Origin of the sequence: Chitinasiproducens palmae, assembly GCF_900095735.1 — a bacterium.
Taxonomy (GTDB): domain Bacteria; phylum Pseudomonadota; class Gammaproteobacteria; order Burkholderiales; family Burkholderiaceae; genus Chitinasiproducens; species Chitinasiproducens palmae.
The window spans coordinates 137,053-159,873 of record NZ_FNLO01000014.1; the positions used below are offsets into that span (position 1 = coordinate 137,053).

Annotated in this window: 21 protein-coding genes and 3 tRNA genes; 13 read left to right on the forward strand and 11 right to left on the reverse strand. The window is 66.6% G+C overall.

Features of this window, described 5'->3' with window-relative positions; genetic code table 11:
* Positions 1–33 precede the first annotated feature (33 nt).
* The 7 genes from pstS to phoR all read left to right on the forward strand — a co-directional run bounded on the left by pstS (position 34) and on the right by phoR (position 6,691).
* Entirely contained in the window at positions 34–1,062 is a 1,029-nt protein-coding gene (pstS, locus tag BLU54_RS20255; RefSeq protein WP_091912416.1) for a phosphate ABC transporter substrate-binding protein PstS, read from the forward strand.
* Between the two features lie 73 nt (positions 1,063–1,135).
* The gene (pstC, locus tag BLU54_RS20260; protein WP_091912417.1) at positions 1,136–2,113 is read left to right on the forward strand and encodes a phosphate ABC transporter permease PstC; all 978 of its coding nucleotides are present in this window, start codon (positions 1,136–1,138) and stop codon (positions 2,111–2,113) included.
* On the forward strand, positions 2,110–3,003 hold the full coding sequence (pstA, locus tag BLU54_RS20265; protein WP_091912418.1) for a phosphate ABC transporter permease PstA: 894 nt from the start codon (positions 2,110–2,112) through the stop codon (positions 3,001–3,003). Before pstC ends, pstA begins: the two co-directional genes overlap by 4 nt.
* 46 nt (positions 3,004–3,049) lie before the next feature.
* A complete protein-coding gene (gene pstB / locus BLU54_RS20270) occupies positions 3,050–3,814 on the forward strand; it encodes a phosphate ABC transporter ATP-binding protein PstB (RefSeq protein WP_235838057.1) in 765 nt (254 codons plus the stop codon).
* A 14-nt stretch (positions 3,815–3,828) separates the two neighbouring features.
* Positions 3,829–4,533: a phosphate signaling complex protein PhoU gene (gene phoU / locus BLU54_RS20275; protein ID WP_091912420.1), complete on the forward strand. Its 705-nt coding sequence runs from the start codon at positions 3,829–3,831 to the stop codon at positions 4,531–4,533.
* Positions 4,534–4,629: 96 nt separating this feature from the next.
* The gene (gene phoB, locus BLU54_RS20280) at positions 4,630–5,337 is read left to right on the forward strand and encodes a phosphate regulon transcriptional regulator PhoB (protein ID WP_091912421.1); all 708 of its coding nucleotides are present in this window, start codon (positions 4,630–4,632) and stop codon (positions 5,335–5,337) included.
* Positions 5,338–5,344: 7 nt separating this feature from the next.
* Positions 5,345–6,691 (forward strand): phosphate regulon sensor histidine kinase PhoR, encoded by a 1,347-nt coding sequence (phoR, locus tag BLU54_RS20285; RefSeq protein WP_091912422.1) that lies wholly within the window; start codon positions 5,345–5,347, stop codon positions 6,689–6,691.
* 211 nt (positions 6,692–6,902) lie between these two features.
* Here the strand turns inward: phoR and BLU54_RS20290 are convergent.
* Positions 6,903–6,979: transfer RNA gene (locus BLU54_RS20290), tRNA-Pro, on the reverse strand.
* Here BLU54_RS20290 and BLU54_RS20295 point away from each other — a divergent pair.
* The 3 genes from BLU54_RS20295 (at position 6,952) to BLU54_RS20305 (ending at position 8,011) form a co-directional block, all read left to right on the forward strand.
* The gene (locus tag BLU54_RS20295) at positions 6,952–7,155 is read left to right on the forward strand and encodes a hypothetical protein (RefSeq protein ID WP_091912423.1); all 204 of its coding nucleotides are present in this window, start codon (positions 6,952–6,954) and stop codon (positions 7,153–7,155) included. The two genes, BLU54_RS20290 and BLU54_RS20295, sit on opposite strands and share 28 nt — an antisense overlap.
* A gap of 74 nt (positions 7,156–7,229) precedes the next feature.
* Positions 7,230–7,306, forward strand: a tRNA-Met gene (locus tag BLU54_RS20300).
* 333 nt (positions 7,307–7,639) lie between these two features.
* Positions 7,640–8,011 carry a hypothetical protein gene (locus BLU54_RS20305; RefSeq protein WP_091912424.1) on the forward strand — a complete coding sequence of 124 codons (372 nt, stop codon included), beginning with the start codon at positions 7,640–7,642 and terminating at the stop codon, positions 8,009–8,011.
* Between the two features lie 27 nt (positions 8,012–8,038).
* On the opposite strand, the gene BLU54_RS20310 is transcribed toward BLU54_RS20305, so the two are convergent.
* The 3 genes from BLU54_RS20310 to BLU54_RS20320 all read right to left on the reverse strand — a co-directional run bounded on the left by BLU54_RS20310 (position 8,039) and on the right by BLU54_RS20320 (position 9,942).
* Positions 8,039–8,317: a hypothetical protein gene (locus BLU54_RS20310; RefSeq protein ID WP_139169775.1), complete on the reverse strand. Its 279-nt coding sequence runs from the start codon at positions 8,315–8,317 to the stop codon at positions 8,039–8,041.
* Between the two features lie 171 nt (positions 8,318–8,488).
* Entirely contained in the window at positions 8,489–8,713 is a 225-nt protein-coding gene (locus tag BLU54_RS20315) for a hypothetical protein (protein WP_139169776.1), read from the reverse strand.
* Positions 8,714–8,772: 59 nt separating this feature from the next.
* Positions 8,773–9,942 carry a GGDEF domain-containing protein gene (locus BLU54_RS20320; protein WP_170845241.1) on the reverse strand — a complete coding sequence of 390 codons (1,170 nt, stop codon included), beginning with the start codon at positions 9,940–9,942 and terminating at the stop codon, positions 8,773–8,775.
* A 324-nt stretch (positions 9,943–10,266) separates the two neighbouring features.
* Between BLU54_RS20320 and BLU54_RS20325 the strand changes: the two genes are divergently transcribed.
* A complete protein-coding gene (locus BLU54_RS20325; RefSeq protein WP_091912430.1) occupies positions 10,267–11,190 on the forward strand; it encodes a bestrophin family protein in 924 nt (307 codons plus the stop codon).
* 339 nt (positions 11,191–11,529) lie between these two features.
* Here the strand turns inward: BLU54_RS20325 and rpsU are convergent, their stop codons facing one another.
* The 6 genes from rpsU to BLU54_RS20355 all read right to left on the reverse strand — a co-directional run bounded on the left by rpsU (position 11,530) and on the right by BLU54_RS20355 (position 18,428).
* Positions 11,530–11,742: a 30S ribosomal protein S21 gene (gene rpsU / locus BLU54_RS20330; protein ID WP_091912432.1), complete on the reverse strand. Its 213-nt coding sequence runs from the start codon at positions 11,740–11,742 to the stop codon at positions 11,530–11,532.
* A gap of 268 nt (positions 11,743–12,010) precedes the next feature.
* Complete coding sequence (locus tag BLU54_RS20335; protein ID WP_091912434.1) at positions 12,011–14,605, reverse strand: sensor domain-containing protein; 2,595 nt, start codon at positions 14,603–14,605, stop codon at positions 12,011–12,013.
* Between the two features lie 586 nt (positions 14,606–15,191).
* On the reverse strand, positions 15,192–15,497 hold the full coding sequence (locus BLU54_RS20340) for a hypothetical protein (protein WP_091912436.1): 306 nt from the start codon (positions 15,495–15,497) through the stop codon (positions 15,192–15,194).
* 7 nt (positions 15,498–15,504) lie between these two features.
* Positions 15,505–16,254: a peptidoglycan DD-metalloendopeptidase family protein gene (locus BLU54_RS20345; protein ID WP_235838050.1), complete on the reverse strand. Its 750-nt coding sequence runs from the start codon at positions 16,252–16,254 to the stop codon at positions 15,505–15,507.
* A gap of 107 nt (positions 16,255–16,361) precedes the next feature.
* Positions 16,362–17,417, reverse strand: a complete 1,056-nt coding sequence (locus tag BLU54_RS20350) for an aldose epimerase family protein (RefSeq protein WP_235838051.1) — start codon at positions 17,415–17,417, stop codon at positions 16,362–16,364.
* A 321-nt stretch (positions 17,418–17,738) separates the two neighbouring features.
* Positions 17,739–18,428 (reverse strand): hypothetical protein, encoded by a 690-nt coding sequence (locus BLU54_RS20355; RefSeq protein ID WP_139169777.1) that lies wholly within the window; start codon positions 18,426–18,428, stop codon positions 17,739–17,741.
* A 664-nt stretch (positions 18,429–19,092) separates the two neighbouring features.
* Here BLU54_RS20355 and BLU54_RS20360 point away from each other — a divergent pair.
* Together BLU54_RS20360 and BLU54_RS20365 are read left to right on the forward strand one after the other, a co-directional pair.
* Positions 19,093–19,167 (forward strand) — tRNA-Arg (locus BLU54_RS20360).
* Between the two features lie 457 nt (positions 19,168–19,624).
* The gene (locus BLU54_RS20365; protein WP_170845243.1) at positions 19,625–21,223 is read left to right on the forward strand and encodes an FAD-dependent oxidoreductase; all 1,599 of its coding nucleotides are present in this window, start codon (positions 19,625–19,627) and stop codon (positions 21,221–21,223) included.
* A gap of 55 nt (positions 21,224–21,278) precedes the next feature.
* Here the strand turns inward: BLU54_RS20365 and BLU54_RS20370 are convergent, their stop codons facing one another.
* Positions 21,279–22,757, reverse strand: a complete 1,479-nt coding sequence (locus BLU54_RS20370; protein WP_091912488.1) for an FAD-binding oxidoreductase — start codon at positions 22,755–22,757, stop codon at positions 21,279–21,281.
* Positions 22,758–22,821 lie beyond the last annotated feature (64 nt).

Below are 22,821 nucleotides of genomic sequence, written 5' to 3' on the forward strand. Positions count from 1 at the left end.
TGTTTGGTCCAACATCATTTGAACGGGGAATCCATGAAGCCGCTTTCGACGCTCGCCGCTGCACTCGTGACCGCTACTTTTGCGCTGACCGCGCAGGCCGCCGACATCACCGGCGCGGGCAGCACCTTCGCAGCGCCGATCTACAACAAGTGGGCCGACGCCTACCACAAGTCCGGTGGCGGTCAGGTCAACTACCAAGGTATCGGTTCGTCCGGCGGCATCAAGCAGATCGTTGCCAAGACCGTCGACTTCGCCGGTTCGGACGCGCCGCTGAAGGATGACGAACTGGCTAAGCAAGGCCTGGTGCAGTTCCCGACGGTAGTCGGCGGCGTCGTGCTGGTGGTCAACCTGCCGGGCATCGAGCCCGGCGGCCTGACGCTGTCGGGCGAAACGCTGGGCGACATCTACCTCGGCAAGATCAAGCGCTGGAACGATCCGGCCATCGCGAAGCTGAACCCGGGCGTCAAGCTGCCGGATACCGAAATCGCGCCGGTGCGCCGTGCCGACGGTTCGGGCACGACGTTCATCTTCACGAACTACCTGGCGAAGGTGAACAACGACTGGAAGTCGAAGGTCGGCGAAGGTTCGACGGTCAACTGGCCGGTCGGCACGGGCGGCAAGGGTAACGACGGCGTCGCGGCGTTCGTGCAACGCCTGCCGGGCTCGATCGGCTACGTCGAATATGCGTACGCGAAGCAGAACAAGATGACCTTCACGAAGATGGTCAATGCCGAGCACGCGACGGTTGCACCGACCATCGACACGTTCAAGGCGGCGGCCGCCGGCGCCGACTGGTCGAAAAGCTTCTACCAGATCCTGACCAACGAACCGGGCCGCAACGCCTGGCCGATCGTCGGCGCCACGTTCGCGCTGGTGCACGCTCGCCAGGACAAGGCGGAACAGGGCGCCGAGACGCTGCGCTTCTTCGACTGGGCGTTCAAGAACGGCCAGGCTGCCGCGACCGAGCTCGACTACGTGTCGCTGCCGGCCTCGGTGGTTCAGCAAATCCGCGCCGCCTGGAAGAACGTGAAGGACGGCTCGGGCAAGTCGGTCTCGTACTGATAGGAGCGTGCCTCCCGCCGCCGGGCTGATAGCCGGCGGCGGGAGCGGTCAACGAAGTCCAGGCCAGTTCGCCATGCCAGAAGCCGAAATCACCGCCCCCAGCCGCTCTAGCCGCACGCCGCCTTCGCCGTTCGGCGACATCGTCTTTGCGGGGGTGGTACGCACCGCCGCGATCGGCGTCCTGCTGGTCCTTGCCGGCATCCTGCTGTCGCTGCTGATCAACTGCTGGCCGTCGATCAAGGCGTTCGGCTTCAGCTTCCTGATCCAGCACGAGTGGGACCCACCGTCCGACGTCTATGGCGCATTGGTGCCGATCTACGGCACGCTGGTCACCTCGCTGATCGCCCTGGTCGTGGCGGTGCCGGTCAGCTTCGGCATCGCGTTGTTTCTCACCGAGCTTGCCCCGGTCTGGCTGCGCCGGCCGCTCGGTACCGCCATCGAACTGCTGGCCGCGATCCCGTCGATCGTCTACGGCATGTGGGGCCTGCTGGTTTTCGCGCCGGTTTTCGCCAACTGGTTCGAGCGGCCCCTGAAGGCGTTGCTCGAACCGGTCCCCGTGCTTGGCGCGCTGGTCGCCGGCCCGCCGATCGGCATCGGCCTGCTGTGCGCCGGCCTGATCCTCGCGATCATGATCATTCCGTACATCGCCTCGGTGATGCGCGATGTGTTCGAGGTCACCCCCGTCCTGTTGAAGGAATCGGCGTACGGCATCGGCTGTACCACCTGGGAAGTGATCTGGAAGGTCGTGCTTCCTTACACCCGCAACGGCGTGATCGGCGGCGTAATGCTCGGCCTGGGCCGGGCGCTTGGCGAGACGATGGCCGTGACGTTCGTGATCGGCAACTCCAATCTCTTCACCGGTGCGTCGCTGTTCGCGCCGGGCAACAGCATCGCCTCCGCGCTGGCGAATGAATTCGCCGAGGCGCAGGACGGCCTGCATACCTCGGCCCTGATGGAACTCGGCTTGATCCTGTTTGCGATCACGCTAGTCGTGCTGGTCTTCTCGAAGATCATGCTGGGTCGTGTCGAGCGTCGCGGAGGCAAGCAATGAGCGAAAGAGCGATCTCCATGCAGCGTCGTAGCGCGTCGCACGCCGTTGCCGGCCGCGCCGCGATGCAGCGCCGCCGCCAGCGCCGCAACGCGTTCGCGATCGGACTGTCGATGGCGGCGATGGCGTTCGGACTCGTCTGGCTGATCTGGATCCTCTTCACCGTCGTGCGTCTGGGCCTTGGCGGCATGTCGCTGGACCTCTTCACGGCCATGACGCCGCCGCCGAACACGGCCGGCGGCGGGCTCGCCAACGCCATCGCCGGCAGCCTGATGATGGTCGGCCTGGCAACGCTGATCGGCGCGCCGGTCGGCATCCTGGCCGGCATCTATCTGGTCGAGTACGGCCACGGTGGCCGGCTGGCCGCGACGATCCGCTTCATCAACGATCTCCTGCTGTCGGCACCGTCGATCGTGATCGGTCTGTTCGTGTATGCGATCGTGGTGCGGCAAATGAATTCGTTCAGCGGCTTTGCCGGCGCGCTGGCGTTGGCACTGATCGAAGTGCCGATCGTGATCCGCGCAACCGAAAACATGCTGATGCTGGTGCCGAACGCGATGCGCGAAGCGGCGGCTGCCTTGGGCGTGCCGAAGTGGCGAATGATTCTCGCGATCACGCTGCGCGCGTCCTATGCCGGCATCGCCACCGGCCTGCTGCTGGCGGTGGCGCGCATTGCCGGCGAGACCGCGCCGTTGCTGTTCACCTCGCTGTCGAACCAGTTCTTCAGCGCCGACATGAGCAAGCCGATGGCGAACCTGCCGGTGACGATCTTCAAGTTCGCGATGAGTCCCTTCGTCGAATGGCAGCAACTCGCCTGGGCCGGCGTCTTCCTGATTACCGTCGGCGTCCTCCTGCTCAACATCCTCGCCCGCGCGTTCATCGCAAAGAAGTGACATGACGACTACCGCTGCCACTGTCCAGCCCACTGCCGCATCGTCGATGCCGGCGAGCCCGGCCAAGATCAAGGTCGACGGCCTCAATTTCTACTACGGCGATTTCCACGCGCTGAAGAACATCTCGCTGTCGATACCGGAGCATCGTGTCACGGCCTTCATCGGTCCGTCCGGCTGCGGCAAGTCGACCCTGCTGCGCACCTTCAATCAGATGTACTCGCTTTATCCGGAACAGCGCGCCGAAGGCCGGATTGTCGTCGATGGCGAAAACCTGCTCGAAAGCCGTCAGGACGTGGCGTTGCTGCGCGCCCGCATCGGCATGGTGTTCCAGAAGCCGACGCCGTTCCCGATGTCGATCTACGAGAACATCGCGTTCGCCGTGCGGCTGTTCGAGAAGCTGCCGCGCTCGCAGATGGACGACCGCGTCGAGTGGGCGCTGCGCAAGGCCGCGCTGTGGAACGAGGTGAAGGACAAGCTCGGCCAAAGCGGCAATGGTCTGTCCGGCGGGCAGCAGCAGCGGCTGTGCATTGCGCGCGGCATCGCCGTGCGTCCCGAAGTGTTGCTGCTGGACGAACCGTGCTCGGCGCTCGATCCGATCTCGACGGCTCGCATCGAGGAATTGATCGCCGAGCTGAAGACGGAATACACGCTGGTGATCGTCACGCACAATATGCAGCAGGCGGCACGCTGCTCCGACTACACCGCCTATATGTACCTGGGCGAGGTGATCGAGTTCGGCGAGACGCAGCGCATGTTCATCAAACCCAATCGGCGCGAGACCGAGGACTACATCACCGGCCGTTTCGGCTGAGCGAGGAGGGCACCATGCCGGACAAGCACCTTTCCAGTCAGTTCGACAGCGACCTCACGCAGATCTGCGCGCAGGTGATGGCCATGGGTGGCCTGGTCGAGACGCAAATCATGCACGCGATGCAGGCGGTCAACGAGTTCGACCTGGCCGCCGCTGCCGCCGTGATCGACAACGAGGCCCGCGTCAATCTTTACGAGATCGAAATCGACGAGGCATGCAGCAACATCATCGCGCTGCGTCAGCCGGCCGCGCGCGACCTGCGTCTGCTGATGGCGATTTCGAAGATGATCGCCAACCTCGAGCGCGCGGGCGACGAAGTGATGAAGATCGGCCGCCGCATCAAGGCCATCATCGAAGCTGGCAACGGTCGCCTGCTCAACACCGCGGAGATTCGTCACTCGGGCCAGCTCGCAGCCTCCATCCTGCGCAACGCGCTCGATGCGTTCGCCCGACTGGACATCGCCGCCGCGGTGCAGATTCTGCACGACGACCGCGCGATCGACGACGAATTCGATGCTTTCGTGCGCAAGCTCGTGACGTATATGATGGAGAATCCGCGCACGATCGGCGTGGGGCTCGACTATCTGTTCATTGCCAAGGCGATCGAGCGCATCGGCGACCACGCGAAGAACATCGCCGAGTTCGTCATCTACATCGTCAAGGGCACCGACGTCCGTCACCTGCCGAGCGAGTCGCTGGAACGCGCCGCGCTGGGTTGAGACGCCGCCGCCGACGTGGCGGTGACCGCCCGACGGCAGTCTGTCGGGCGGCGGCATGCCGCGTTAACATACCGTTCTGATAATCCGAAAACTGCCATGCCGAGCAGCATTCTTGTCGTCGAGGACGAACCCTCGATTTCCGAACTGATCGCGGTGAATCTCCGGCACGCCGGCCACCATCCCGTCGTCGCGCACGACGCCGAACACGCGCAGCGTCTGATCGCAGCGGTATTGCCGGATCTCGTCCTGCTCGACTGGATGCTGCCGGGCCGCTCCGGGCTCGACCTCGCACGCGCACTGCGTACCGCCGAGCGCACCCGCAACATCCCGTTGATCATGCTGACCGCGCGGGGCGACGAGAACGACAAGGTCGAAGCGCTGGAAATCGGCGCGGACGATTACGTCACGAAGCCGTTCTCGCCGAAGGAACTGGTCGCGCGCATCAAGGCGGTGCTGCGGCGGCGCGCGCCGCAGCTGACCGACGACATCGTCGCGGTCAACGGCATCCGCCTCGACCCCGCGAATCAGCGGGTCACCGCGCAGGAAGGGGGCGAAGCGGTCAGCGTCGCGGTCGGTCCGACCGAATTCCGACTGCTGCATTTCCTGATGACTCATCCGGAACGCATCCATTCGCGCACGCAGTTGCTCGACCGCGTCTGGGGCGACCATGTGTTTGTCGAGGAACGTACGGTCGACGTCCACATCAAGCGGCTGCGCGGCGCACTGCGGCCGGTCGGATGCGATGCGATGATCGAGACGGTGCGGGGCAGCGGCTATCGTTTCGCAAAGACGCCGACGGCCTGACCGCACGATGAACGCAATATGGGCCCGCTCGCTGATCATCCTTGCGGTGATCCTGTTTGGCGGTGCCACGCTGGCGATGATCGCCGGCGCGACGATCGGCCTGGGCTTCATCGCACTGGCCCTGCTCGCGCTGGCGCTGCTCAACGCCGCGCGACTGTCGACGCTGTGGCGCCTGCTCGACGCGCCCAGCTACGGCGAAGTGCCGAGCGCCACCGGCGCCTGGGGCGAGGCCTTCTACCGCCTGCACCGGCTCGCCAAGCGCTGGCATTTGCAAGTCACCGAGAGCGTTGCCCAGCACGAGCGCTTCCTGGCCGCGATCCAGGCCTCGCCGAACGGCGTGATGATGCTCGACGCGAACAATCGCATCGAATGGTGCAATGCAAACGCCGAAGCGCATTTCGGCATCCATGCGAACCGCGATGCCGGCCAGCCGATCAACTATCTGGTGCGCTCGCCAGCTTTCCTCACCTATCTGTCGAGCCAGAACTACGACACCCCGCTGACCTTTGCGGGCAAGGGCAGCGGCGCGGCCGGGGCGCACCGCACATTGTCGGTGCAGGCTTTCCCGTATGGCGACGACCACAAGCTGGTGCTGAGCCATGACATCACCGATCTCGAAAAGACCGATGCGATGCGTCGCGACTTCGTTGCGAACGTGTCGCACGAGTTGAAGACGCCGCTGACGGTATTGTCCGGTTTCCTGGAAACCGTGCGGGAGCTGAAACTGGCGCCGGCCGAACGCGAGCGCTACCTGGACATCATGGCGCAACAGTCGCAGCGGATGCAGCACATCGTCGACGACCTGCTGGTGCTGGCCAAGATCGAGGGCCAATCGAAGCCGCCGGCCGATGTCGCGGTGGACGTGCCGGCGCTGATCGCGACATTGCGGGACGACGCGTTCGCGCTGTCGGCCGGCAAACATCGCATCGAGGTCGACATCGATCCTTCGCTGACCCTGCTGGGCAATGCCCAGGAGCTGTCCAGCGCATTCGGCAACCTGATCAGCAACGCGATCCGTTATACGCCGCAGGGCGGTCTGATCCGTATCGGTTGGCACACCGTCGAGCAGAAAGCGGCATTCGTCGTCACCGACAGCGGCATCGGGATTCCCGCCGAGCATGTGCCGCGCCTGACCGAACGGTTCTATCGGGTAGACAGCAGCCGTTCGCGCGACACCGGTGGCACGGGGCTTGGGCTGGCGATCGTCAAGCATGTGCTGCAGCGGCATAATGCCCGGCTGCAGATCGAGAGCACCGAAGGGCGTGGCAGCACGTTCAGCGCCGTGTTCCCAAGCGCTCGCGTGCGCCAGGCCACGCCGCGCCCGGCGCTCGCCGACGCGACCACGACGCACTGAGGGGCGGCGCATCGGGACGCATGGACGCGCTTCGCTGATGCCGCCCGGGCGGCTCCGGCCAGGGCGGCGCCCGCTTCGGTCCGGGAGTGGCCCCGCAACGCGCTGCCTGAATTGGGCATTGCCCGTCGTGCATCGCTGCAACATGCCGTATAACCCCGGCGCAGAATGCAAAAAGGGTTTCCGCCATAAAGCCGGAAACCCTTGCAAATCATGGTCGGGGCGACATGATTCGAACATGCGACCCTCTGATCCCAAATCAGATGCGCTACCAGGCTGCGCTACGCCCCGAGACCGCGATTCTGCATCAGATTGGGCGGGCAGGCAAGGACGAAGATCGTCTTCAGCCAATTCCCTTCCACGCGTGGTTGCAGCGCTGCATTGCTGAGCGCTGCAAATCAGGCATCGACAGCGGCCAGGGCAGTCGTGACGACAGCGAAGATCTTTCCATCTTGCCGGCTGGATGAACAGGCGGCGAGGGCGTGGCGGCGAATGTGGCGAAAAGGCTTGCGCTATCGGGTGAAATCCGTATAATTCAATTCGCGGGGTGGAGCAGTCTGGCAGCTCGTCGGGCTCATAACCCGAAGGTCATAGGTTCAAATCCTATCCCCGCAACCAAATTCAGGACGCCCTCGACATGCAGATGTCGAGGGCGTTTTTGCATGTGCGCGCGAAATTCAAGCTGAGGGATTGCTGCCGAGTGCGTCAGCGGAAACAGCGCGGGACGCCCGACGCCTGAAGCACGTGTTCGCGATGGCTGCAATGGCATTGGCCCGACCCGTCCATCCTTGGCACACGGGGGTGTAGCGGTTGCGGCCCAACGGACCACACTGCATTGACCAGGCGCCGTCTCGGTCCTGGCCGCCGTGCGGCATCCCAGCACCGCGACTCGGTCCGGCTGATGTCGGCGCACCGGCCGAGGCGTACTGACCGAGGCGCGGGAGACTTGGCATGTATCGTCGTACGCTTTTCGTCCTGGCTGGCATGTTCGTGTTGCCGCCTGCCTTGCTGTACGGGCTGCATTTGCGCGATCCCGCCTGGGTGAACCATTTCACGCTGGGCGTTGCCCTGGCCTGCGGCCTGTGCGCCGTCGCGCGCTCCCGCTGGTCACGACGTGTGCAGATATTGATCGGCGTCACCTACCTCATGCTCGGCGTGCCGGCGGTGTTGTATCTGACCTTCATCGCCGTCTGCATGACAACCGATTGCCTGCCCCAGCCAGTCACCGCATTGGGACAGCGAGCGTCGCGATCCTGCTTACATCGGCCGCGCTGCGTTGCAATGCTGTCGGTCGATCGGCAGCACGATAAGCGCGGACGGTAAGGCGTAACACGGCCCATGAAGGGCGCATCAGGCGGCGTGTCGGGCGGCGAGCGGCGTATCAGGCGGCGTATCGGGCGCCATATGAAGCCGCGCATAGCACGTGCGTGTCGATGCGCCGTTTGGTGTCGCGGCGAATTGGCTGCGCATGGGTTTGCGGTGCGACTGGCGCGCCATCGCGTCGCGGCGTTGCAATTCAGATTTGCACGGGCGCAAACCGCAAACGGCGGGGTCCGCCGGCACGCAGATGATGGCCGGCACTGAGTGACTAGCGAAGCGGTGCGCGAACTGGCCGATCGGCTTGAACAAGGGCAGCGCTTCGAGTCGGTATCGCGGTGGCAGGCGTTCGCGATTCAGCCCGCGCCAGCCCGGAAACGGGCGCCGGGACTGCACGGAATTCGAGTGGTGCGAGGGCGTGGCGCTGGGCGTGGCAGCGGGTGCGGCGCTAAGGCAGCGCCGCACCGAGTGTTGCATCCAGGATCAAGGACGCTGCGCGGCGTTGGTGTTCGCGGCAGACGACGGGATCCGGCGGTGATGATGCTTCTTGGCCTTCTTGCGATGATGCACCACCGGCTTGGCCTGCGGGGCGTCGTTCGGGGTGGCCGAGCCTTCGTTGAAATGCATCGTCTGCGCGTAGGCCGGCAGGGCGGCGGCGCTCAGGGTCGCGATGCTCGCGGCGATCAACATCCTGGACAGTTTCGACATCTTGATTTCCTCGTTGCTGGGACATGCCCGAGCAACCTTGCAAACTTCGGTCCAGGCGCCTAGGCTTCGACCGCGTGGCCCGGCAAAGTGGTCGCCACCCGGCTGCGGCCGCTGGTCTTCGCGAGGTAAAGCGCGGCATCTGCCCGCTTCATCGCTTCGCCAATCGTCTCCCTGCCGCCCACTTCCGCCACGCCCGCGCTGAAACTCAGCAACAGTTGCGTGGCGCCGAACAGGCAGGGCAGTGCGGCCAGGCGCAGCCGCATCCGGTCCACTGCCGCGACTGCCGCCTGCCCGTCGAGGTTGGGCATGATCAGCCCGAATTCCTCGCCACCGAGGCGCCCGAACACCGTGCCTTGTGGCAGGCTGCCGCCCACTGTCCGTGCGAAGTGGACAAGCGCCTGATCACCGGCCGCATGGCCGTGTGTATCGTTGATCCGCTTGAAGTAATCGATGTCGAGGATGGCCATCGACAGGAGGCCGGCGCGGCGCCGCTGCATGCCCAACGCGCGTTCCGCATGCGCCATGAAGGCGCGTCGGTTCAACGTATCGGTCAGGAAGTCGAAGTCGGCGCTGTGCTCCAGCACGGACGACAGACGGTCGTGCACCATGATCACCATGCCGATGGAGATGGCCGGCATCGCGAGCGTGCCGATCGACAGGAACGCGACGTTGGCCGGCATTGCGGTGACCAGTCGTTCATGATGGATCAAGCCGCTGGCATAGGCGAACGCGCGCACCAGCAGTGCGCCGACGATCAGTATCGCGATCGAACCGGTGAAGACGGTGCCGTAGCGCGAGCGACCACTGGGATGGCTGGTCAGGACGAGGTAGCCCAACGCCGCCATCGGGACCGCGACGTAGAGCGAGGCGAGCGTGATCCGTGCGTCGATGTTGGGATCGACGTAGGTCCAATGGGCGAGGGCCAGCAGATAGATCGGCAGGGTCGCGAGCATTCGGCGCAACGGCACCTGTCGTCCGCAGAACTCCAGGCATCCGGCCAGTTCGAGCAGCGCCGACAACGCCACCAGCGCGTTCGAACAGATGATCGAGACCAGTGCGGGCGCGCGTCCCTGCAGCGTGATCAGCGCGGCGCCCATCGCCAGCGATGCACTCGCCAGACACCACGCGTGCACGCCCGCCACGCCGGAGCGCCGGAGCGAACCCAGCACGCACAGCGTCAGCAGCGAAGAAAGGCACGTGATGCCGAGGATGACGGCCGGGTCTATCATCTTGTCTTGGCCCGCGCGATTGGCCGGCCGGCACGGTGTCGCCTGACGGAAAGCTGCAGCATTCGCAGTGACGCGAGTGACATGGGTGCCTGTTGGGAGGGATGCAGCCGCGCTGCCGCTCGATCGCTCGACTCGCCCGGTGGACCGCGCGGCCGCGCACGACCGCATAGCGCCGGTATCCGATCGCCTGACCTGGTGAAAGGATCGGAAAGCCGGGTGCCGCGTCGCGATGGACGGATCATATCCGAACCTCAGGCGCGGCGGAATCGGCCATTTGATTCCGATCCCCGCGGATTCCCTTTTGTCCTACGGAAGCAAGCTTCGATGATCGTTCGTCCCAGACTCAACTGGTTTCGCATGCTGTTCGTCTGGCACGGCTCAGTAGTCGGCAATATCCTGCCGCCGCTCGGCTTCATCCTGCTGATCTCGCTGGCAGCCACCTTGGGACGGCAGCGGTACGAGGCGCTGCATTTGCATCTAAATCCGGTGCCGTTTTCGTTGATCGGCGTTGCGCTGGCGATCTTCGTCAGTTTCCGCAACACGGCAAGCTACGAACGCTTCTGGGAAGCCCGCAAGCAATGGGGTCAATTGCTGAATCATTCGCGCGATTTGGTCCGCCTGGCCAGCGTGCTGCCTGGCCTCGCCTACGGCGATCCTGCGTTGCAACGCTTTGTCGCCAATCTGATCGCCTTCACCCACGCCCTCAAGCATCAGCTGCGCCGCACCGATCCGGCCGACGAAATGCGGCGCCTGCTCGGCCAGCCGGCAAGCGACGCGCTGTTGGCGCGCCACTACCGCCCGGCCCACTTGCTGCGCGTGCTCAATGCGGACCTGATGGCCTGGCACAGAGAGGGCCGTTTGAGCGACATGTTCGCAGTCAGCGTGCAACGTCATCTCGATGGTCTTTCGGAGATTCTGGGCAGCTGCGAGCGCATCTCCAGCACGCCGATCCCCTATGCGTATCACGTGCTGCTGCACCGGACCGTGTATTTCTATTGCGCGCTTTTGCCGTTCGGGCTGGTGGACAGCATCGGCTGGGCGACGCCAGTGATCAGCGTCTTCATCGCCTACACGTTCATGGCGCTCGACGCGATCGCCAGTCAGTTGGAAGACCCGTTCGGCAACGAACCGAACGATCTCGCGCTTGCGGCACTCGCGACGAACATCGAGCGAACCGTCCTGGAGACGGTCGACGCGCCCGACCTGCCGCCGCTTCCGGAGGTTGGCCACGGCTACCACCTGAACTGATACCGGTCAGTGGCGCAGCGAAGCGCTACCGCGGACAGCGGGGCGCCGGCTCGAATCGCGTCGCGCGCCCGCGTCAGCCGGGTGAGCCGGGTGAGCCGGCCAAGCCGACAGCCCATCGGGTGAAGCGGCGCCGCGGCTCGGCCGGCTCGGCAGCGGGCAATGCGCGAACCGACGCGGTGGACCAGATCGAGCGCTGGATCCGGTACTGGGCACGGCGCGACGGGCATGCCCGACGGAAACCGGAGAAACGGTCGCCCAAAATGAAAATGGCCAGCATCAGCTGGCCATTTCCTTGCGCGGAACCACCGACCTCGGGTCGATGTCGCGGCGCTCCCGGGCTCAGTAGAGCTTCGGCGGCAGCGTTTCGCGCATCAGGCGCTTACGCGTACGGCTACGGGCAGCGGCTTTCTTACGCTTGCGTTCTGCCGTCGGCTTTTCGTACGCTTGGCGCGCGCGCAGGTCGGCGATGAGGCCAGCGCTTTGAATGCTACGGCGGAAACGGCGCAAGCAGACTTCGATCGGCTCGCCTTCTTTTACGACAACTTTGGTCACAGGCCTTCCTTAATGCGTTGAGGTGGAGACTGCAGCGATGACTACGACAGCGGAATTGCCGGTACTTCCCATGCCGGTTCAGCACACCGGATACCGGTTTCACGCCGGTCGGTCCTGTCCGTCTGTCTTCCCGATTCGTGCCGATCGCCTCATACGGGGCGATGCTGGTTTCACGAATCCTCCTTTATATCATCGTGATAGCCAAAGGTCAAGATCGACGGCCAACCGCGCACGCAACCCGTGGCGCCCGCACATCGGCGGCGCGCTGTCAGGACGTCGTATGTCCGTTCGGCGCCAGCAAGGGCACGAGTGCCGGTAGCGCGAGCAACTCGGCGTACCGATCGGGATCGACCGGGCGGCTGAACTGGTAGCCCTGGCCCTGTTCGCAACCGATGCCACGCAGGAAGTGCGCTTGCGCCATCGTCTCGACGCCCTCCGCGATCACCGTCACGCCCATGCTGCGTCCGAGTGCCACGATCGCCTGGGCGATTGCCGCGTCATCCGCATCGTCCGGCAGGTCGCGAACGAAGCTGCGGTCGATCTTGAACGCGTCGACCGGGAAACGCTTCATATAGCTCAGGTTCGAATAGCCGGTGCCGAAGTCGTCGATCGACAGCGCCACGCCCAGCTCGCGCAGCTGCGTCATGATCTTGGCCACGTGCGCGTGGTCGACCAGGATCGTGGCCTCGGTCAATTCCAGCTCGAGAGTTTGCGGCGCCAGGCCGTTTGATTCGAGAACGGTGCGTACCGTCTCGAAGAAATGCGGGTGGTGGAACTGCAGCGGCGATACGTTGACGGCGACCGGCACCACCGGCAGTCCGGCCTGCTGCCACGCCACCTGCTGTCGGCAGGCTTCGCGCAGCACCCATTCACCGATCGCGACGATCAGGCCGCTTTCCTCCGCGACCGGGATGAAGCTGTCAGGCGGATGCCAGGTGCCGGCCTCGTCCTGCCAGCGGATCAGCGCTTCGGTGCCGACGATGCGGCCGGAACGAAGATCCACCTTCGGCTGGTAGTGCAGGCGGAACTGCTCGTGCGCGAGTGCGCGGCGCAGCGCCCGCTCCAGCGCGAAGCGGTCGCCGGCCCGTTCCGCCAGGGTTTGCGAGAAGCGGCAGTAGGCATTGCCTTTCTGCCGCTTCGCGTGGTCCGCGGCGGCCACCGCGTTGCGCAGCAAGCCGTCCGCGCTGGTGCCGTCGGCCGGAAACAGGGCGAGTCCGATCGACAGGCTGATCGGCACCTCCTGTTCGCCCACCACGCAGCTGCGCGTGCTGTCGGCCAGCAGCCGCTCGGCGAAGCGGACCGCGCCTTCCTCGTCGCCGAGCGTCGGCAACAGCACGACGAAGTCGTCTCCGCCGATCCGCCCGACCATGCCCAGCTCGGCGGTTTCCTGCTGGATGCGCCGGGCCAGCTGACGCAGGATGTCGTCGCCGGCTTCGTGCCCCAGCGATTCGTTGATCTGACGGAAGCGGTCGATGTCGATCACCATCAGCGCGAAGCGGTCCGCGTCGCTCTGGCTGGCCGCCAGCGCGCACTCCAGTGCGGCGATGATACGGCCGCGGTTCGGCAGGTCGGTCACCGGGTCGTGCTGGGAATAGTGTGTCATCTTCTGCGCGAACGCACGGCTCTCGCTGACGTCGTGGATCACCAGCACGCCGCCGGTCACCTCGCCGCCGCGCCCGTGAATCGGCGCCACCGACGTCTTGATCAGCGCCTGCCTGCCGTCCTCGCAGAACAGCAGCCATTCCTGGCCCGCCTTGCTCGCGCGGTTCTCCCGAATCGCGTCGAACAAGGGATGACCGATGCGCTCGCCGCTGCGCTCGTCGATCAGCCGCATCAGCGCATCGACCGAGCGGCCGCGTGCACTGGCGCGCGCCGCGCCGAGCAGCTTCTCGGCGGCGGCGTTCAGATAGCGCACGTTGCCGTCCGCGTCCGTCGTCAGCACCGCGTCGGCGATCGACTCCAACGTCACCTGTGCCAGCTCGTGCTCGCGGAACAGCGCTTCCTCAGCCGCCTTGCGCTCCGTCATGTCCTCGAACTGAACGATCAGGTGCAGCGGCGCGCCGAGCGGGTCGGTCACGACCGAGATGCTCTGCCGCACGTCGAGCAGGCGGCCGTCGGCCCGCACGTAGCGTTGTTCTGTCGTTCGCGAATGAGAGGGCGCGTGCAGCGCGGCGTCGATCTCCGCGATTGCGGCGCCGCGGTCGGCGCCGCTCAGCGAATCGACCAGCAGCTTGCCGAGCAGCGCTTCCTCCGCGCATTGCAGCATCCGGCACAGCGCTTCGTTCATCCGTTCCCACCGACCGTCCGGCCCGACCAGCGCCATGCCGATCGGCGCCTGCTGGAACGCGCTGTGGAACTGCGCTTCGCTGCGCGCAAGGCGCGATTCGATCTCGTAGCGGTCGGTGATGTCGACGACCATGATCGACACGCTGAGCACGCGGCCGCCGGTGTCGATATGCGGAATGTAGGTGGCGCGTGCCTGCCGGCGCTTGCCGTTCACGATCAACTGGCGTTCCGAGTCGATCCGTTCGCCGGATCGCGCCCGCGTCAGCAGGGGCGCAACCGCGTGGTACAGGTCCGGGGGCAGGGTATCCGCGACGCGCCGGCCGCGCAGCCGGGCCGCATCCAGGCCGTACCAGATGCGGTAGGCATCGTTCGCATACAGGTAGCGTTCCTGAGGATCGATCAAGCCGACCAGCGTTGGAAGATTGTCAACGTCGCCCGGACTCGTGCCAAGCGGAACGTCGAACGAGCCCGTGCCAGGCTGCTCCGGCAGCGCCTCGATCAGGCGGCCGAGCGGCGCTGGCCGATCGGGCTGCGGCTCATCGGTGGACTCGAGGGGCATTGCTGTCGAGCGCTTCATGCGGCGTGATCCTGCGGAGTGTCAGCCGAAGCTGCCCCCGTTCGTTTTTGAACCCGGGCGGACGAGCGCGACAGTCAGCGTCAGAGTCTCTCCCCGCTTGCAGCCGCCGCCTCGACAAGCGCTCCGCAATTTTCCGGCCCGACGCACGGCTGACTGGCGCACGCGCGTCGCCCGTAGCTGATACAGCCCTTAGTGTAAAAGATTAATAAGGCTGGGAAAGGGCCTGCATCAAACGAACGTGGAAAAAGATGCATTAGGCGGGCAAAGTTCGGCGGGCAAAGTTTGGCGGCGCCTGCGCCTCGGTGACGAGGCGCGGCCGTGTCGCGCGAGCGCGCCGCGGCGTGAGCGGAGGGCGGTGCCACGAGCGGCGGCATCGTCGACTGCATGGCGGCACTAGCGGTCGGCCAGCCGTTTGGGCGCTGCCGCCAGTCGTCGGCAGCTTTCGCAAACCCGCGGCGCGGCGCCAGCAGGCCGGGCGGCGGTTGAGCGGCCAAAGAGTAGCGAACGAGCGGCGCATGAGCGGCGTATGAGCGGCGGCACGGCGCCGCGCCGATCGCGGACGGCGCCTGGCGTTCCGTTCAGCGTCTCAATGGCGACATTTGACGACCAGCGAACGGCTGCGCACGTTGGCGCCGAAGATGCCGAGCACGCTGCCGCCGGCGGTCGCGCCCTTGTCGTCGTCCTTCGAGATCACGTCGTAGCCGTAATTGCCGCACGCTTCGCCGGCCTGCTTGTAGCAATCGCCCCAGCCCGAACTCGCGTCGCTGCCGCTGCAGTTGATCGCGAAGCCGGCGTCGCCGCTCGGCAGATAGACCAGTTTGGAATTGTCCGCACATGCGCCGAGGCAGAGCAGCGCGATCAGGCAGGCATGGCGGCGGTTGACGAATTTCATGGTGAGGTCAGCGGGACGGAAGGTAGCGCGTCGGGTCGACCGGGCGGCCGCCATAGCGCAGTTCGAAATGCAGTTGTGGGCTCGGCGCCTCGCTGCTGCCGACGGTCGCGATCGTCTGGCCGGCCGAGACGCGCTGCTTTTCCTTGACCGCGACGCTTTGCAGATGGGCGTAGGAGGTCAGGAAGTTGGCGTCGTGCTTGATGATCAGCAGCGTGCCATAGCCGCGCAACTGGCCGGCATAGACCACCTCGCCGTCGGCCGCGGCGGCGACCGGCTGCCCCGCGTCGCCGGCGATGTCGATGCCCTTGCTGGCGCCGCCGTCAAAGCCGCGGATCACCGCGCCGGCGATCGGCCAGCGCAGGTCGATCGTCTGCCCGGCCGGCACGCTGGCGGTGGTGCGCGGCACCCGCGGTGTTGCTGGCGTGGCCGCGCGCCGGCGCGTCGGCGCCGAGCTAGCCGCCCCGGTCGTGCCGATCGCAGTGGCGCTGGACGCGGCGCTGCCGTCGGGCGGCACGACGCGCAGGAGATCGCCCACTTCGATGCGATCGGGATTGGCCAGGCGATTCCACCTGACCAGCTCGGCGACGCTGCGACGATTCGCCTGCGCGATCTTGTTCAAGGTGTCGCCGCGTTCGACGCGGTAGAAACCCTCGGGCGCGGCACCGCCGGCGCATGCACACAGCGCGATGACGCTCGCGAGGACCAGCGCATGCAGGCGGGGCGCGCACGCGCGGCGGATGCGTCGGATGTCAGACAAAGGCATTCTCAGGCAAGCGGCAGCATCGGCGGCGTTGAGCACAAGACAACGATTCTAGCAACGCGGCGTGCTTCGGTGTCTGTGCATCGCGTGCCGCGCTTGTCCGACTAGCGCGCGAATCGCGCTTCGATCACGCAAATCGCGGCTTCTCTGCTGTGCGGCTGAAGCCAGCGCAAGCCTTGGCCGTGATGAATCGCATCGGGCAGACCGAGCCACGGCTCGATGCAGTAGAAGTCGGCGTCGGGCGCTTCGCTCCAAGTGGTGACCGCATACCACGCTGCGTTCGAAGGCGGCTGCACGATGCGGATCGTGCGACCGAGCGAGGGCGTGTCCAGCGAGGCGAGCAGGCGATCGCCAGCGCGGTCCGGCGTGGGGCTGGCCAGCACGTGAAAGGTGTCCTGCAGCAGCGGGTCGTCGAGCGCGAACGCAGTGCGGTGGCTCAGCGCGGCGCCCGGACCGCCGTCGGCCTGCTGTCGATGCTGGCTCGCGTCGGCCAGCGCCAGGCGGCTCTCGGAACGCAGCGCATGCGGCAAATCGAAGTAGAAGTGCGTCCCGGCGTAGTACGGCATCGGCGTGTCGCCACGGTTTTCGACCGTCAGCGTCGTGCGCAGGCGTCCCGCGCCGAGCAGTTCATATTCGACCTCGAACACGAAGTCGAACGGGTAGGCGGCGGCCTGGTCCACGCGGCGGCTATCAAGCGTGAGCACCACCCCCGAGGCGTCGTCCGACTGACCGCCGAGCTGCCGCGCCTCGAACGGCAGGTCGCGGGCAAAGCCATGCTGCGGCATCGGTCGCACGGTACCCGTGGCGTCGCGCCAACGGTTTGCTTCGCCATCGACGAAGTGCCGGCCGATGAACGGGAACAGCAACGGGTTCCCGCCGCGGATCTTGGCGGGCATGCGCCAGTCGACCTCCGTGGGCCAACGCAGCACCGCATGGCCGTCGCTGCGCCAGTCCAGCAGGCGGCCGCCGATCGCCGGAGCGACGCGAATCACATCGTGTGCGTTGCGCAGCGTGAGGATGGCCGGTGCGTCCGGATCGATGCCCGCCGGCTTCGTATCGGGGTGCGGAGGTGGCGTCGAACCGGCTGTCGACGCTGCGGTGGAGTCGTGGGGGGCGGGCGAAGTGGCCGAGCTGGCCGAGGTGGTGGATGGCATCGTCATGTTTCCAGTCGGTCCTAGGGTTCACGCGGATGGTGATGGGGCGGGGCATCAGGCCCAATGGCGACGCGTCGGCTGTGCGCAAGCGCACACCGGCGGAATGCCGCCGACGCGGCCATGCCAACTGGGAGCCAAGCAATGGATCTGGCAATGATGATGGCGATCGCAATCATGGGTTCGTTTTGCGGCGGCACCCTGTGGTTCTTGCGCTCGTTGCGGTAACCCTGCGCGCAAATAGCGAAAACAGCCGGAGCGGCGGCGCGTCGATGCGCGAGCCGTTGCCATCGCATCGCTACGACTGCGCGTGTTCACGAGCGCGGATCCTCACAACTTCGTGACGTCCTCCTTGCGAATCTGGTAACGGGCGAAGAGTCCGATCGCCGCCAGCAGCGCGATGCCGGCCACCATGGCCAGCGCAATGGTGCCCATGTTCCAACGGCTGATCGATGCCTGCTGCGACGCCTCCGCATTCTGCGCGGTGGCCAGCAGCGGTCCCCATGACTGGCCCGGTTGACTCGTCGCCAGCGGCAGGTCGACGAGACGCAATGCGCTGTCCTCGACTACCTCCGACCATTTTTCCACATAGGCACTGCCGCCGCCGTCGGTGCTCGCCAGCGTGAAGGGCGGCGCGCCCTCGGGACGAAACACCAGCCAGAGCGGGTGGGTTGCCTTGCCCTCATCTTCCGGCGCGATCACGAACGTGAACGGCACCGCGTGGCCGCTCGCGTCGGTCAGCGTGACGGTGCGTCCGGCGACACGCGGTGTCAGTGTCGTATCCGGCCAGCGCAGGCGTACGTAGGGCGCCGCTGGGGCGATCAGTTGCAGGCTGGCGCTTTGCGCCAGTGCCGGGCTGGCGCCGAGCAACATGCCGTTCAGCAGAAGAAGTGCCAACGCGGCGCGCAGCGCGGCCACGGCTTGACGGGCGCCATCGCGCGCGAACGCGCGCGGCCGCAACCAAAGACCGGACCGGGCGCCTGGCGGCGATGGACAATCCGGCGAGCGAGCGATCGACATGGGCTTTCCCGAGAAGCATGGCGGCGCGACGCCGCGCGACAAGTCTGAACCATAGCGCAGCCGCGGCGTCTGGGGAATGCCGGGGGACGCGAAAGGCGTCCGGTGGCGGAAGGGCGCGTCGGTCGACGCGTTCGCCGGACGAAAAAAAGCCCGCTTTGCAAGCGGGCTTCAAACCCCGTAGCTTTTCCTCGTTGCCGCGTTCGTCTTCTGTCCGACGATTCGGCGGTTGGCGCGCGCGGCTCGCACGCGTGGACGCGTGTCGGGCGCGACGATCACCTGCAACGCTGCAAGCGATCCAACACAGCGATTGTCGTTCCGAACGCGCCGGCACGACAGAAAAAACTGCATCTGGACCGCCACAGTGTCGCGCGGTCGCCACGCGCCGCGTCCCGTGTGGGGACTTGCCGTGGCGGCCGGGCCCGCCCGGCACCGCTCACGATCGCTCACGATCGCGGCGGCGTGGCAGCGACGCGCGCTCCCCGTTGCCGTGGCTCCGCCCCTCGGGCATCGACGGCATACGCTGCGCACCGATGGCGTCCGCCCCCGGTTGCGGACGGTGCCGTCGACGACCGCCACCGGGAAGCCTGCCGACCGGCGGTCAGTGTTTGCTAGAATGAGGCCCGCGCCAACGGCTGCCGGCATTTCCGACATCGTTGCGCATTGCCTCCCCATAGTTCAACGGATAGAACACGGGTCTTCTAAACCTGAAATCGAGGTTCGATTCCTCGTGGGGGGGCCATCCATCTCTGTGTGCGTGATGCACTCGGTTGCGCCATTCATGCCGCGCGCCGATGTCGACGCGCATTTGCCGCCAGTGCAGAATCGTCGGAGTCGTCCGGCGCTTTTTTCTTCCGAGCGAATCGCGCTGCGCCAGACCGCAAGGCGGCCGTCGGCGAGCCGAACAGCATGCGCCCTGGAACGCGCGGCCGACGGACCAGGCCAATGCATGAGGCCGATGCAAAGGCGCCACCACTGCGGCGTCGATGCGGCGTCCGTGATCGCCGATCCCGCTGACCTGCCCGGTGTGAACGCCTGTGCCGGATCACGCAGGAGTCAGCACAAGGTAGCCAGGTCACTGGCGGCCCGCCCGGCACATCGCGTTGCCTGTCCGCTGGCGTCAGGCATCCGATTTGCAGACCGACTCTCCCAAAGGCGCCGCGGACCTCGCGATGCGCGAAGGTCGTTCGGGAGAAGCCATGTTGCCAATGACGAAAGTCGCGGCTGTCGTCGACGTGCCGATCGGGGGCGCTCGAAGGGTCGAGGTCGCCGGGCGTGCGGTGATGCTGATCCGGGACGATACGACGGATCGGCCTGCGGCGACAGACGGCGCGGACGCGACGATCCGCGCCTATTCGGCCGAGTGTCCACATGCCGGCGCGCCGCTCGACGAAGGGGCGTTCTGTGCTGGGCGCGTGATCTGCCCCTGGCACAAGAGCGTCTTTCGGCTGGACACCGGCGCGTTGATCGAGCCACCGGCGCTCGATCCGCTGCCGCGCTTCGCGGTCGCCGTGCGAGATGGCGATGTCTACCTGTCGCCGGAGCCGCTGCCTGCCAGTGCTGGCGATGCTGGCGACGCCGAGTCCGGCGCGGACACGCGCCGCTTCGTCATCGTCGGCGGCGGCGCCGCCGGCATCTGTGCCGCCACCTCCCTGCGCGAGTTCGGCTTTGCCGGCGACATCACGCTGATCACGGGCGAGCCACAGCCTGCATACGACAGGACGGCGCTGAGCAAATTCGTGGTGGCGGGCGAGATGGCGGCGGACGAGGTACCGCCGCTGCGGGACGCCCAATTTCTTGCCGAACATCGCATCGACGTCGAGCCGGCGCACGCACTGCGCCTGGATGCACGGCGCAAGCAGGTCGGTCTTGCCGACGGGCGCAGCCTTTCCTTCGACCGGGCACTGATTGCCACGGGGGCGACGCCGGTGCGTCCCGCTCTGCCGGGCGCTTATTTACGTGGCGCCCATGTGCTGCGCACGCGCGAGGACGCAGATGCGATCAGTCATGCCGTGTCGCCGGGCACCCGCGTCGTGCTGCTTGGCAACAGCTTCATTGCCATGGAGGCCGCGTCGGCCATGCGCGGCAACGGTGCCGACGTGATGGTGGTGGCGCCTTCCCGCCTGCCGTTCGTCAAGCAGTTCGGCGCGGACGTGGGCAAGATGTTCGCGGCGCTGCACGCGCGCCACGGCGTCCGCCTGTGTGCCGCGGAGGCACGCGCGTTGGAGGGCGACTCGGCGGTGAGCGCCGTACGCCTCGACTCAGGCGAACGGCTGCCGGCCGACTGTGTCGTGCTGGGTGTCGGCGTGCGCCCGGCGAGCGAAGTCGTCGAAGGCGTCGCGCTGGAGGGGGACGCAATCGCCGTCGATGCCGGCATGCGCACCTCGGCCGACGATGTGTTCGCCGCGGGCGACGTCGCGGCCTTCCCACTGCCCGGCACCGCGCAGCGCCAGCGCGTCGAGCACTGGCGCGTCGCGCAGGAGCAGGCCCGGCTGGCCGCCCGCAATATGCTGGGTGCGCGCGCCACCTACGAAGGCGTGCCGTACTTCTGGACCTATCACTACGGGCAGCGTTACGACTATCTCGGCCATGCGGACGGTCAACACGAGGTTCACATCCTCGGCGACCTCAGCGGCCAACGAGACGATGCCCGCTTCGCCGCGATCTACCTGCGCGCCGGCCAGGTGCGCGCGGTGCTCGCCGGGCAGTACGAGACGCAGACCGCCTATCTGCTCGAACGCATGCGTGCGCCGCTGACATTGGAGGAAGTGCTGGCCGTCCTGCAACGCGAGCACTGAGGCGCGTGCGGTCGGTGCGCTTGCCCCTGCCGGCGTTCGCGGGCACTCAGGGCACTCAGGGCACTGGCGGTGCCGCGATCACCTTGCCCGGGTTGAAGCGGTTGTGCGGATCGAGCGCACGCTTGACGGCCGTCATCAGCGCCAGTTCGACCGGCGACTTGTAGCGTGCCAGGTCGTCGACCTTCAATTGTCCGATGCCATGTTCGGCACTGATGCTGCCGCCGCGTGCGTGAACCTGGTCGTAGACCAGTCGGTTCATCGGCGCCTGCGCGGCGCGCAGGAAGTCGGCCGGGTCCTGACCGACAGGCGCCTGCACGTTGTAGTGCAGGTTGCCGTCGCCCAGATGGCCGAACGTCACCATTCGTGCGCCCGGCCAGCGCGCCGCGATAGCGCGATCCGTGCTCGAGATGAACTCGCCGATCGCCGAGATCGGCAGCGCGATGTCGTGCTTCACATTCAGCCCGTCGCGCGCCTGCGCGAGCGGAATATGTTCGCGCATTGCCCAGAATGTCTGCGACTGGGCCAGCGACTGCGCGACGACGGCGTCGCGCACGACACCCTCGTTCGACGCGTCGGCGAGCAGGCGTTCAAGCAAGGCACGGCCATGGGCCTCGCTTTCGTGATCGGATAATTCGAGCAGCACTGCAAAGCCGTTCGCCGTTGCACCGCCGGGCCGGGCCAACGGCATGCGCAGCGTGGGAAAGTGGCTGTCGATCAGTTCGACGCAGTACCAGGACATCAGCTCGAAGCCCGTCAGCAACGCGTCGGCGCGCGCGCGGGCGAGCGCCAGCAGGCGCAACGCGTCGTCGCACGTGTCGACCGTCGCCACTGCCGTCACCGACGCCGCCGGCATCGGTTGCAGCTTCAGCACTGCCGCCGTGATCACGCCCAGCGTGCCCTCGGCGCCGATGAACAGATCACGCAAGTCGTAGCCGGTGTTGTCCTTGCGCAGCGCACGCAGGCCGTCCCAGACCTGCGCGTCGGCGGTGACCACTTCGAGACCGAGGCATAGTGCGCGCGCATTGCCATGGCGCAGCACCGCGGTGCCGCCGGCGTTCGTCGCAAGGTTGCCGCCAATCGTGCAACTGCCTTCCGAAGCCAGGCTCAATGGAAACAGGCGGCCAGCCGCGCGCGCGGCCGCCTGCACGTCGGCCAGCGCGCAACCGGCCTCGACGGTGATGGTGTCGTTGGCCGCGTCGAGCGCACGGATGCGGCGCAACCGGTTGGTGCTGAGGACCGCCTGTGCACCGCTCGCATCCGGCGTGGCACCGCCGGCGTGCCCGGTATTGCCCCCTTGCGTGACGAGCGCGATGTCATGTTTGTTGGCCGCGGCGACGACGGCGGCAACTTCGGCAGTCGAGGCCGGCCGCAGTACCGCGCATGCCCGTCCGGTGTAGCGTTTGCGCCAGTCGGTCAGAAAGGGCGCCTGCGCGGATGCCGCGGTGAGCACGTGCGTGTCGCCCAGCGCGGCGCGGCAGTCGGCGAGGAAGGCGCCGAGCGCCGCGCCGCGCTCGGCTTGCGCCGGCGTCTCGATAGTCGCCCTCGTGCCGGTGCGCGCGCCATCGGGCAAGCGCTCGGCCGCGCCGGCGTGCGTCGGG

Excerpts from the sequence above, each read along its gene's own strand:
- pstS (WP_091912416.1), top strand. The coding sequence starts at position 34 with ATGAAGCCGCTTTCGACGCTCGCCGCTGCACTCGTGACCGCTACTTTT.
- pstC (WP_091912417.1), top strand. The coding sequence starts at position 1,136 with ATGCCAGAAGCCGAAATCACCGCCCCCAGCCGCTCTAGCCGCACGCCG.
- pstA (WP_091912418.1), top strand. The coding sequence starts at position 2,110 with ATGAGCGAAAGAGCGATCTCCATGCAGCGTCGTAGCGCGTCGCACGCC.
- pstB (WP_235838057.1), top strand. The coding sequence starts at position 3,050 with ATGCCGGCGAGCCCGGCCAAGATCAAGGTCGACGGCCTCAATTTCTAC.
- phoU (WP_091912420.1), top strand. The coding sequence starts at position 3,829 with ATGCCGGACAAGCACCTTTCCAGTCAGTTCGACAGCGACCTCACGCAG.
- phoB (WP_091912421.1), top strand. The coding sequence starts at position 4,630 with ATGCCGAGCAGCATTCTTGTCGTCGAGGACGAACCCTCGATTTCCGAA.
- phoR (WP_091912422.1), top strand. The coding sequence starts at position 5,345 with ATGAACGCAATATGGGCCCGCTCGCTGATCATCCTTGCGGTGATCCTG.
- BLU54_RS20295 (WP_091912423.1), top strand. The coding sequence starts at position 6,952 with ATGCGCTACCAGGCTGCGCTACGCCCCGAGACCGCGATTCTGCATCAG.
- BLU54_RS20305 (WP_091912424.1), top strand. The coding sequence starts at position 7,640 with ATGTATCGTCGTACGCTTTTCGTCCTGGCTGGCATGTTCGTGTTGCCG.
- BLU54_RS20315 (WP_139169776.1), bottom strand. The coding sequence starts at position 8,713 with ATGTCGAAACTGTCCAGGATGTTGATCGCCGCGAGCATCGCGACCCTG.
- BLU54_RS20320 (WP_170845241.1), bottom strand. The coding sequence starts at position 9,942 with ATGATAGACCCGGCCGTCATCCTCGGCATCACGTGCCTTTCTTCGCTG.
- BLU54_RS20325 (WP_091912430.1), top strand. The coding sequence starts at position 10,267 with ATGATCGTTCGTCCCAGACTCAACTGGTTTCGCATGCTGTTCGTCTGG.
- BLU54_RS20335 (WP_091912434.1), bottom strand. The coding sequence starts at position 14,605 with ATGAAGCGCTCGACAGCAATGCCCCTCGAGTCCACCGATGAGCCGCAG.
- BLU54_RS20340 (WP_091912436.1), bottom strand. The coding sequence starts at position 15,497 with ATGAAATTCGTCAACCGCCGCCATGCCTGCCTGATCGCGCTGCTCTGC.
- BLU54_RS20350 (WP_235838051.1), bottom strand. The coding sequence starts at position 17,417 with ATGACGATGCCATCCACCACCTCGGCCAGCTCGGCCACTTCGCCCGCC.
- BLU54_RS20355 (WP_139169777.1), bottom strand. The coding sequence starts at position 18,428 with ATGTCGATCGCTCGCTCGCCGGATTGTCCATCGCCGCCAGGCGCCCGG.
- BLU54_RS20365 (WP_170845243.1), top strand. The coding sequence starts at position 19,625 with ATGTTGCCAATGACGAAAGTCGCGGCTGTCGTCGACGTGCCGATCGGG.